Below are 11,336 nucleotides of genomic sequence, written 5' to 3'. Positions count from 1 at the left end.
TATTCTTCTTGATTGGGCCTGTGTTTTGTTGTTTTTAGTATGGATTTACAACGGAAGGTCCTGTGAAAATTCAGTAATCTCTTCTTTCATATTCAGGAGATAATCTATATCATCAAAGCCGTGCAGCATATTATCTTTCTTGTAGACATTAATATCAAAAGATTCCTTTTCATCAGTAGCAAGGATGGTTATAGACTGCTCTTTTAAATTGATTTCCAATTCGGATTTAGGATCTGCCTCTATAGAAATATATATTTTTTCTAAAAATTCAGCACTGACCTGTACGGGAAGAACTCCTACGTTCAAACAATTGTTCCTGAAAATATCAGCAAAAAAACTAGACACTACACAACGGAATCCATAATCATAGACGGACCATGCTGCATGTTCCCTTGAAGAACCAGAACCAAAGTTTTTGCCACCAACCAGAATTTTTCCACTGTATTTGGATTGATTAAGTACAAAATCTTCCTTAGGCGAACCATCTGTATTGTACCTCCAATCCCTAAAAAGATTTTCGCCAAAGCCCACGCGTTCCGTAGCCTTTAAAAATCGAGCAGGTATTATTTGATCGGTATCCACATTTTCTATAGGAAGGGGAACTGCACTACTTTTTAGTATTTCGAATTTATCGTATGCCATCTTTTATTCTTTTTTATTGACCGATTTGGTTCTAATTTTTTGTAAGAGTTAGACCGCTTCTACTTTTTCCATCAAAATTCGAGGATCTGTCACCTTACCAGTTACAGCGGCAGCAGCAGCGACCAAAGGACTAGCCAACAATGTTCTTGAGCCTGGACCTTGCCTTCCTTCAAAATTTCTATTTGAGGTACTTACGGCGTATTTACCTGCAGGAACTTTATCGTCATTCATAGCCAAGCAAGCAGAACATCCTGGTTCACGAAGTTCAAAGCCGGCTTCGGTTAGGATATCCAATATGCCCTCCTCTTTAATGGCCGATTCCACCATATGGGATCCAGGAACCAACCAAGCGGTGACATTCGGTGCTTTTTTCCTGCCTTTAACTATGGAGGCGAATGCCCTAAAATCTTCAATCCTTCCATTGGTGCAACTTCCTAAGAAAACAAAATCTATAGGCTTTCCAATCATGGAATCGCCCTCTCCAAAGGCCATATATTGTAAGGACTTTTTATAGGTGGCTACCCCTCCTTCAACAGCTTCGGCATTTGGAATATCATGGGAAATACCCATGCCCATTCCTGGGTTGGTACCATAGGTGATCATTGGTTCAATTTCGGAACCATTAAAAGTCGCCTCTTTATCAAAAGTCGCCTCCTCATCCGTTTTCAGCGTTTTCCAATATGCCATGGCTTTCTCCCATGCTGCACCTTCGGGGGTAAATTCGCGTCCCTTTACATAGTCAAAGGTTTTTTCATCTGGAGCGATCATTCCACCTCGGGCGCCCATTTCTATACTTAGGTTACAGACAGTCATCCGACCCTCCATACTCATATTTTTAAAAACATCCCCTGCGTATTCTACAAAGTAACCGGTAGCACCAGAAGTACTTAATTGGGAAATGATATAAAGTGCCACATCTTTTGGCGTCACACCAAAGTTCAAATCTCCTTTTACATTGATTCGCATGCTTTTGGGCTTGGTCTGCATAATGCATTGGGTCGCCAAAACCATTTCTACTTCCGAAGTTCCGATTCCAAATGCAATGGCACCAAAAGCGCCATGGGTAGAGGTGTGTGAATCTCCACAAACGATAGTCGCGCCAGGTTGGGTGATTCCGTATTCCGGACCAACAACGTGAACAATACCGTTTTTCGCATGCCCCAAGCCCCAATAGCTAATCCCGTATTCCTTGGAATTCTCTTCCAAAGCCCTTAGCTGATTGGCAGATAAGGGGTCCGCAACAGGCAAGTGTTGATTAATGGTTGGGGTATTATGGTCTGCGGTGGCAAAGGTGCGTTCTGGATGTTTTACCCCGATGCCCCTGCTTTTTAAGCCTAAAAAAGCAACTGGACTAGTAACTTCATGAATCATATGACGGTCTATGAACAATACATCTGGACCGTTTTCAATTTTACGTACTACATGGGAATCCCATACTTTGTCAAATAATGTCTTTTTCATTTTCTAAACTAAATTTTCAACTCTTCATTGGAAAAATTAGACATTAGAACTATACATAAATCCTTATGCCTTCCAAGAGAATTCAAATTTAACATATTGAGTTAACACTACCCCAATCACCCTTGGTTAGAAATACGATGTTCAACATCAAATTTTGTGCTTTTTTGGTTTATTTAAATTTCAAATGGACTAGTCAGATATTAGCCTATGCAGGTAAAAAAGGGAAGTATAGAGGCTTTTTAAACGCAGTTTACATCGGTGGCAGGAGTACCCGCTTTAACTAATATAATTCCAAATATTCTTGTATTTTATTAATTGGGCATAGGTATATCGTATGACATGATTTCCCTCTTTTTGTAGGGATGGATCCTCTTTTAATAATTGTAATACTTGGTGTCTAGCGGCCTTTAAAATATCATTGTCTTTTATGATGTCAGCAATCTTTAAATTGAGCACACCACTCTGTTGGGTGCCCATTAAATCTCCCGGACCCCTAAGTTTAAGATCCACCTCCGCTATTTCAAATCCATCATTGGTACTCACCATGGTATCTAATCTGGTTTTCGCTTCGGAGGATAATTTATGGCTTGTCATTAGAATACAAAAACTTTGATCAGCACCACGGCCAACCCTTCCTCTCAATTGATGTAATTGGGATAAACCAAAGCGCTCTGCACTTTCAATGATCATTACGGAGGCATTTGGGACATTTACGCCCACCTCAATAACCGTGGTGGCTACCATGATTTGGGTTTTTCCGGAGACAAAGCGTTCCATCTCATAGTCCTTATCTGCAGGCTTCAGTTGGCCATGAAGAATAGAAATTTGGTAGTTGGGTAGGGGAAAGTCTCTAGAAATACTAGCATGACCATCCATTAAATCTTTATAATCTAGTGCTTCAGATTCTTGAATTAAGGGATAAACGATATAGATCTGTCTTCCTTTTTTTATTTCATCCCTTATGAAGGCAAGAACTTTTAATCTATTGGAATCGTACCTGTGTACGGTTTTTATGGGTTTCCTACCTGGCGGAAGTTCATCTATGACCGAAATATCCAGATCGCCATAAAGGCTCATCGCCAAGGTGCGGGGGATGGGTGTGGCAGTCATCACCAAAATATGTGGGGGCATTTCGTTTTTATGCCATAATTTAGATCGTTGAGCCACTCCAAATCGATGTTGCTCATCAATAATGGCAAGCCCTAAATTCTTAAACTGTACCTTATCTTCTAATAATGCATGGGTACCTATCAGAATATGAAGTTCCCCGTTTTCCAATCGTTCATGGATTACACGTCGGGCCGATTTTTTCACAGAACCAGTCAAAAGGGCGACCTCTATACCTACACCGTTCAATAGTTCTTTAATTCCATTAAAATGCTGGTTAGCCAAAATTTCCGTAGGTGCCATTAAACACGCTTGAAATCCGTTATCTATAGCCAATAACATGGTCATTAGGGCTACAATGGTCTTACCTGATCCAACATCACCTTGTAAAAGCCTATTCATTTGGGCATTACTACCCAAATCGGTTCTAATTTCTTTGATCACCCTTTTTTGGGCATTGGTAAGCTCAAAAGGGAGATGGTTATTGTAAAAATCATTGAAAATGATGCCAACCTTATCAAAATTGTAGCCTTTTATCTTTTGTTTCCGCAATAGTTTTTTGGAAATCAATTGTAGTTGCACATAGAAAAGCTCCTCGAATTTTAACCTAAATTGCGCCTTGGCCAACAGTTCCGTACTCTTGGGGAAGTGAATATTGAACATAGCCTTACTTTTAGAAATCAAATGCAATTCCTTAAGTAAGGGCTCGGATAAAGTTTCCTTAAAATGTCCTTTTGTTTCTAGGAACAGTTGCTGTATCAGCTTATTGATCACTTTATTGGTGATGCCTTTGTTGCTAAGTTTCTCAGTAGAAGGGTATATGGGCTGCATGGCAATCTGGATTCCATTTTCATGGTCAGATTGAAGTTCCATTTCTGGATGTGGCATGGAAAATGTGCCATTGTAAAAATTGGTCCTACCAAAGATTACATAAGGGATGTTCAGCTTTATATTTTCCCTAATCCATTTTTGCCCTCTAAACCACACGAGCTCCATTTGTCCGGTTTCATCTGTAAAGGTCGCAACCAAGCGTTTTCCTTTTTTTTGTTCCACAGATTTTATATGTATAATTTTCCCCAATACCTGTACATCAGCACTATTGCGTTGTAATTGGTTTATTTTGTAATATTGGGTTTTATCTATATATCTATTTGGGAAAAGATTGATAAGATCCTGATAGGTATGTATTCCCAACTCCGATTGGAGTGTTTCGGCCCTATTGGGGCCTACTCCTTTCAGGTAAACGATAGGCGTTTGAAGGGAATTAGAATTCATGCGTCTAAAATAGTGGTTACTCCATAGACCTGCAACAAACCAAATTCCTTATTTTGGTACAGGTTTTGATAATGAGCCTTTTATGCTGAAAGTTTTAGTAAGTTTCTTTCTTTGCCTTTTCCAAATCTCCTTCGCCCAGCGCCAAGATAGGGTAGATTTCACTCATGCCAATGTTTCTATAAACATAGACCCGTATTCACAGGAAATAATGGGATCAGTGATCTATACTTTTGAAACCCTTGAAAAGGTGTCTTCCTTTTTTTTGGACGCCAAAGCAATGGAATTTTCAAAGGTACTCCTCAATAATAAAAAAGTGAATTATGAAAATGATGGAAACAAAATTATTCTTTTCAAAAAGCTAAACAATAACACGGTCCATACGTTGATGTTAACCTATACCGTGAAACCTTCTCAGGCGGTATATTTTATAGGTTGGGACAGAAAAGAATATAATCCTCAAATTTGGACCCAAGGCCAAGGGAAATACACTAGTAATTGGCTCCCCAGTTTTGATGATATGACCGAGAAGATCGAGTTTGATCTTGAGCTGACTTTTGATAAAAAATATGAGGTCATTGCCAATGGCATCCTTAAAAACACTGAAGTATCAGGAGAGCTAAAAACGTGGTATTATGATATGGTATCGCCAATGAGCAGTTATTTAGTGGCTTTTGCTATCGGCAACTACCATCAAAAAGAAGAAAGTTCAAACTCAGGAATTCCTTTGAAAATATATTATTACCCATCGGATAGTCTCAATGTTGAGCCTACCTACCGGTATTCTAGACAAATATTTGATTTTTTAGAAACAGAAATAGGAGTTCCCTATCCTTGGCAGAATTACAAACAGATTCCAGTGAGAGATTTTCTCTATGCGGGAATGGAAAATACCGGTACAACTATTTTTTCCGACGCTTATGTGATTGATTCTACAGCTTTTATTGATAAAAATTATGTAAATATCAATGCCCATGAATTGGCACACCAGTGGTTTGGCAATTTGGTAACAGAACAGGATGCCTCCCATCATTGGCTTCAGGAAGGGTTTGCCACCTATTATACCTATCTATCTGAAAAAGAAATGTTTGGTTATGATACTTTCTATTGGAAATTATATGAAACGGCCCAGCAATTAAAAGAATTGTCCAGTGAGGGTCAGGGTGAAGCCTTGACCAACCCTAAAGCTTCTAGCCTTACCTTCTATGAAAAAGGAGCTTGGGCGTTGTTTATGTTGAATGAGCATATGGGCGAGAAAGCCTATAAAAAGGGGATTTCTGAATACATCCAAAAATATCAATTTCAAGAGGTGACCCTTCCAAAATTTATAGAGATTATGGAAGTTACGAGTGATTTAGATTTGAGTGAGTTTGAAACGCTCTGGCTTAAGAATTCAGAATTTCCTTTTGATAGGGCTATGGAAAGTCTAAAAAAGCATTCCTCTTCAATAGCAGCTTTTTTTGAACTACAACGGGAATTAATGACCACCAAAGGCACTAATGAAACCATTATTCAAAGATTTTGGAATGAAACCCAATCAGATTTTTTCAAAATGGCTATCGTTAAAAAGTATAATACGTCTCTTTCAGAGCCTTATATGCTCAAAATTTTTAAAGAAAGTAGTGTTAAAGTGAGACAAGCTTTAGCCATCAGCTCCTCCAAGATACCCAAGGGTTTAAAATTAGAATTTGAATCCCTTTTGGATGATGCAAGCTATGTAACCAAAGAGAATGCCCTATATAAACTTTGGGTCTATTTTCCAGAGGATAGGGAAACGTATCTGAATAAAACAAAGGATTGTTTTGGTCTTCCCAATAAAAATGTTCGATTGTTGTGGCTCACTTTGGCGTTGATCACTAAAGATTATCAGCCAGAAAATAACGCGGTTTTATATGCAGAATTAAGTGGATACACCGCACCTAGTTATCCAATGGAAGTGCGTCAAGGTGCTTTTCAATACCTTTCGGACACAGTGGGATTGTCCGATCAAAATTTGTTGGATTTGATTAAAGCCTGTTTGCATCACTCTTGGCAATTTAAAAAGTTTTCAAGGGACTTGTTAGACCAGTTACTGAAGCGGGAAGAGTACAAAAAACGTATCAATGGTCTCAAAGGAAAACTAAACATAGAAGAATTGCGTTATATTAACAGTAAAATAACCTAATATGAGGGCAATGGTAATTTCAGGCGGTGGAAGTAAGGGAGCTTTTGCCGGTGGTGTGGCCCAATACCTGATGGAAGAACAAAAGCATAATTACGATCTTTTTTTGGGTACATCCACTGGAAGTTTATTGATTTCTCATCTGGCCCTAAAAAAGATTGAAAAGATAAGGGAGGTATATACCAATGTAAATCAAGATAACATTTTTAGTAATTGCCCCTTTGTCGTTAAAAAGAAATACGGCATTGAAACTATAGGAATTGATCATATTAATGTTTTAAAGAATTTTTTTAAGGGTAGTAAAACATTTGGTGAAAGTCATAGTCTTTTAAAGTTGATCAAAAATACATTAACAGTTCAAGAGTTTGAAGTGCTACAGAGTGGTTCAAAAGATATTGTTATTACGGTATCCAATCTTTCACTAAATCAAGTAGAATATAAGTCTATTATGGATTTCACCTATGATGAATTTTGTGAGTGGATTTGGATTTCTTGTAATTATACGCCATTTATGACCTTGGTAAAAAAGAATGGGTGTGAGTATGCAGATGGAGGTCTTGGAAGTATGGTTCCAATAGAAGAGGCTATTAAAAAAGGCGCTACCGTTGTAGATGCAATTATATTACAGACCGAAATTACCCATTTAAACCGTATGCCCTCAAAAAATGTATTTTCTTTATTAACGAGTATGTTCGCATTTATGCTGGACCGTATAGAGCATCAGAACATCCGTATAGGCAAATATGTAGCGAAACACAACGATGCTATTATCAATTTTTATTTCACTCCTACAGTTTTAACTACTAATTCTCTCATTTTTGATAAAGATAAAATGACGGCATGGTGGGAAAGTGGGTACAATTTTGCCAAACACAAGAATTTGGAACTTAATCAGATAGAACCCAAATGAGAGCATTGGTCATAAGCGGTGGCGGAAGTAAGGGTGCCTTTGCAGGAGGTGTGGCCCAATACCTTATGGAAGTAGAAAAACGGAAGTACGATATTTTTGTTGGCACTTCTACAGGGGGACTATTAATTCCTCATTTGGCTACTGATAATTTGGGCAAATTACACGATATATATACCAACGTTAATTCTCTATCCATTTTTAGTCTTAACCCTTTTATTGTCCGTAAAAAAGGAGATAGGAAATACGTGTCGATTAACTTTTTTACCACCTTTCTTCAGTTTTTAAAGGGGAAAAGAACCTTTGGGGAAAGCAAGGCATTGAGACGGACTATAAAAAGGAATTTCAATTTTGACGAATATCAACATATTCTAAAGACGCATAAAGATGTTGTGGTCACTGTATCGAATCTGTCTAAAAATAGAGTGGAATATAAATCTATAAGGGACTTTTCTTATGAGGAATTCTGTGAGTGGATTTGGATTTCTTGTAATTATATCCCTTTTATGTCCCTTGCCACAAAAGATGGTTTTGAATATGGTGATGGCGGATTGGGTTGTGTTGTACCTATACAGGAGGCTATCCGCAGAGGCGCCAAAGTTGTGGATGCTGTAATTTTGGAATCAGAAAATATGGATAGAAACAAAGTTCTTGGTAAAAATCCATTTTCTTTAATGCTGAGTATTTATGGATTTGTTTTGGACCAAATAGAGTTTCATGATATTTCTGAAGGTATTCTAGCTGCTAAGCACAATGGGGTGGAGTTAAACCTGTATTATACACCAACTAAGCTCACCGAAAATTCTTTGGTTTTTAATAAAAAACTAATGAAACAATGGTGGCTTCAGGGCTTTGAATATGCTCAAAATAAGGCGTATGATTCTAATAGAGATAAATAACCCCTACCAGAGCTCGCCAATTTCCTTTTTCACGTAGGATAGGGCAGTAGCTGATGGAGATTGCTTATCCATGGTTTCGTTAAGGATGTCCTCTCTTAGTTTGTCTGAAGTGTCTGATTGACTCATCGCTGCGCTTCTAATAGCTTTTATGGTTGCGTTCTTGGATGCTTTAATAACATTCCAACACTCATCGGAAAGATATATTTGTTGGGACAGATTGTGCTCAAATTCATTTTCAATGTTCTTGATCAAAAGATTTTCATAATCCATTTTGTTCGTAGATAGGGGCTTAACCCTAACCACAAGGCTTGTAATGGAAATACGTTCCAAAAATAAAGCCATTCGCTCATAGGCCTGTAGGCGAATTGGCAAGGTGTTTTTCTGGGATTCCTTGTGCAACAAATATCTTCTGCGTCCTTCTTCATTTTTAGTATGCAATCTAAAAAAATAAAAAGCTACGGCTCCTGTAACGACTGCGGGTAATAAATAGGCAAACATTTGATAAATTTGGTCTCCTGTCATAGTTGATTTTTTTGGCCCGAAAAATCGGAATACTTTTAGTTTCAGTTAAAGAACGGCGTATTATTTAAATTAGTATGTCCATACCTCTTTTTGAAAAACATAAGCATCTGTAATATTTTGGTCTTTTCTTACAGCAATAATAGTAAAGTCTATGGTCTATTTTGTGATTCAGATGCCTATTTAATTATTATTTTATTTAGTAAAAAGAAGAACATTACTTTAATGAAGCACGCTTTTATTTTTGCTTCATATCACTACGCACCATCAAATAAAAGGAATCAAAATAAGGGTGGATTTTGACAAAAAGAGTCTCTGCTGAACTAATTTTACCTATAGCACGTATTCTTTCTGGTACAATTTGATGTGTAGTGGTGAATACATCAACTAGTGCTCCTGCCCGTTGTGTGGCTAAATCCAAACGCGCACCTAAGTTGGTATTGCCTTCCACCGAGATAAACATAGATCTGTGAGCCTTAAGAACGGCAGCCAATTTTTTAATCATGGGAGTAGCGTCTATGGTAAGCTTGGTGTTAGAGACATTAGGTCCAAATAAAAGCACCTTGTCCAATAGTAAGGTTACAGCCCCGTTTTCCACAGTAATAGCGGCCTCTTCGCCTAAAGCCTTTTTTAAATCTGTCAAAAGAAGCAGTGCGGTGGAATCGTTCGCTTTTAGTGTTTCGTTAATGGTCATTAATTTTTCCTCTTTTTCCCTGAGACTTTCCAGTGCACGACCTATATTTTCAGTTTTCTGGGTAGAGGCCTCCATAAATGTACTCATGTTATTTAATAATTGAGCATTGGTAAGCTTAAGGTCCTCCATTTGCGTCTCGAAAGATTCAGCCCGTGCTAGACTTATATTTTCCTTTGTTCTTGATTCTGAAAGTGCCGACTGGGTAGTTGATAAGGTTTCTTGCAGACTTTCAATTTCTGCTCGAAGCTCCTTTTTGTTTTGTGCGGTAAGGGAATATGTTGTGGATAAAAAAATTAATAAGGCGATGTAGATTTTATTCATTTAGATAATTAATTTAAAAATAGGCGCTACAAAAGTAACGCCTATTTCCAATATTATAAATTTTATTTTGTAGCTGCATTAAGATAATCCAAACTCATTTGAGTAAGGGTCTTAACTCCTAAAAGCATTCCACTGTCATCTATTCTAAAGTCTGGTGTGTGGTGCGGAAAGGACTCAGTTGTGCCTGGTGTCATCCCGCCTAAAAAAAAGTAAAATCCAGGTACTTTTTCTTGGAAAAAGGAGAAATCTTCTGCTCCTGTGATCGCTTTTTGCGTAAGCACCTTCTCTGTACCGGCAACACGTTGCATGGTTGGTAACATTTGAACTACCAATTCAGGGTCATTATAAGTGATTGCTGTGCCGCTATCAATGGTAATCGTTGCTTCACCCTTAAATGCTTTGGCAATTGCGGGCACCATTTCTTTCATACGATCATTGATGATTTTTTGCATATCATAATCTAGGGTGCGGATAGTACCAATCATTTCTGCACTTTCCGGAATGATATTGAATCGCACTCCACTAGTGATCTTTCCCACAGTGATGACAGCAGCTTCATTGGTTAGGTTTACCTCTCTACTTATGATGGTTTGTAGACCATCGATAATTTTTGCACTGATCAATATAGGATCTACGCCAGACCATGGCTGCGAACCATGACTTTGTTTACCCTTTACATCAATAACAAAACGTTGGGATGCTGCCATAGTCCCACCAGATTTATAGCGGATAGTTCCTACCGGTGTTTGTGAATTAATATGTAATCCAAAAATAGCATCTACTTTAGGGTTTTCCAAAACCCCTTCTTTGATCATCAAGGCAGCGCCACCTTCTTCACCCTCTGGTGATCCCTCTTCTGCTGGTTGAAAAATAAACTTTACCGTACCTTTAATCTGATCTTTATTTTTGGAAAGTATTTCTGCCACCCCCATTAATATGGCGGTATGTGTGTCATGTCCGCAGGCATGCATAACACCTACTTTTTCTCCATCGTACTCCGTAATGACATTGGATTTAAAAGGTAAATCATTTCGTTCAGAAACTGGTAATGCATCAATATCTGCACGCAGAGCTACTACTTTTCCTGGAGAGTTTCCTCTTAAAATTCCCACAACTCCAGTATGGGCAACTCCAGTTTGCACTTCAATACCCAAAGATTTTAAATGTTTTGCTATTTTTTCTGCAGTTTTAAACTCACGATTTCCTAATTCTGGATGTTGATGGAAATCCCTTCTCCATTCGATTACCTTGTTTTCAACGGACTTGAACTGGGCGTCCAAATTAGGCCCTTGTGCGGAAGCAACTGCCCCAAGCAGGATAAGCCCTAAAAATGCTTTGTTTTTCATATGGTTA

9 protein-coding genes are annotated in these 11,336 nt (G+C 38.1%); 3 read left to right on the top strand and 6 right to left on the bottom strand.

All coding sequences use genetic code 11. The features are described 5' to 3' along the window. Positions 1-45: 45 nt before the first annotated feature. From leuD to recG, 3 genes are all read right to left on the bottom strand, one after another. Positions 46-642 (bottom strand): 3-isopropylmalate dehydratase small subunit, encoded by a 597-nt coding sequence (gene leuD, locus ABXZ36_RS08720; RefSeq protein ID WP_354615125.1) that lies wholly within the window; start codon positions 640-642, stop codon positions 46-48. A 48-nt stretch (positions 643-690) separates the two neighbouring features. Next, positions 691-2,103, bottom strand: a complete 1,413-nt coding sequence (gene leuC / locus ABXZ36_RS08715) for a 3-isopropylmalate dehydratase large subunit (RefSeq protein ID WP_354615124.1) — start codon at positions 2,101-2,103, stop codon at positions 691-693. Positions 2,104-2,379: 276 nt separating this feature from the next. Further along, positions 2,380-4,485 (bottom strand): ATP-dependent DNA helicase RecG, encoded by a 2,106-nt coding sequence (gene recG / locus ABXZ36_RS08710; protein WP_354615123.1) that lies wholly within the window; start codon positions 4,483-4,485, stop codon positions 2,380-2,382. An 82-nt stretch (positions 4,486-4,567) separates the two neighbouring features. On the opposite strand from recG, the gene ABXZ36_RS08705 reads away from it, so the two are divergent. The 3 genes from ABXZ36_RS08705 to ABXZ36_RS08695 are packed head-to-tail and all read left to right on the top strand — an operon-like array spanning position 4,568 to position 8,449. Next, positions 4,568-6,646: a M1 family metallopeptidase gene (locus tag ABXZ36_RS08705; RefSeq protein WP_354615122.1), complete on the top strand. Its 2,079-nt coding sequence runs from the start codon at positions 4,568-4,570 to the stop codon at positions 6,644-6,646. 1 nt (position 6,647) lies between these two features. Then, a complete protein-coding gene (locus ABXZ36_RS08700) occupies positions 6,648-7,553 on the top strand; it encodes a patatin-like phospholipase family protein (protein ID WP_354615121.1) in 906 nt (301 codons plus the stop codon). Next, a complete protein-coding gene (locus ABXZ36_RS08695; protein ID WP_354615120.1) occupies positions 7,550-8,449 on the top strand; it encodes a patatin-like phospholipase family protein in 900 nt (299 codons plus the stop codon). The genes ABXZ36_RS08700 and ABXZ36_RS08695 overlap by 4 nt, the downstream gene beginning before the upstream one ends. A 3-nt stretch (positions 8,450-8,452) precedes the next feature. On the opposite strand, the gene ABXZ36_RS08690 is transcribed toward ABXZ36_RS08695, so the two are convergent. From ABXZ36_RS08690 to ABXZ36_RS08680, 3 genes are all read right to left on the bottom strand, one after another. Further along, a complete protein-coding gene (locus ABXZ36_RS08690; RefSeq protein ID WP_354615119.1) occupies positions 8,453-8,971 on the bottom strand; it encodes a DUF7935 family protein in 519 nt (172 codons plus the stop codon). Positions 8,972-9,206: 235 nt separating this feature from the next. After that, complete coding sequence (locus tag ABXZ36_RS08685) at positions 9,207-9,983, bottom strand: hypothetical protein (RefSeq protein ID WP_354615118.1); 777 nt, start codon at positions 9,981-9,983, stop codon at positions 9,207-9,209. Positions 9,984-10,045: 62 nt separating this feature from the next. Further along, positions 10,046-11,329, bottom strand: a complete 1,284-nt coding sequence (locus ABXZ36_RS08680; RefSeq protein WP_354615117.1) for an amidohydrolase — start codon at positions 11,327-11,329, stop codon at positions 10,046-10,048. Positions 11,330-11,336: the final 7 nt, after the last annotated feature.

Origin of the sequence: Sediminicola arcticus (assembly GCF_040566695.1) — a bacterium.
Taxonomy (GTDB): Bacteria; Bacteroidota; Bacteroidia; order Flavobacteriales; family Flavobacteriaceae; genus Sediminicola; species Sediminicola arcticus.
The sequence above is the reverse complement of the archived record's forward strand: the minus strand, read 5'-3'. Positions and strand labels throughout refer to the sequence as shown.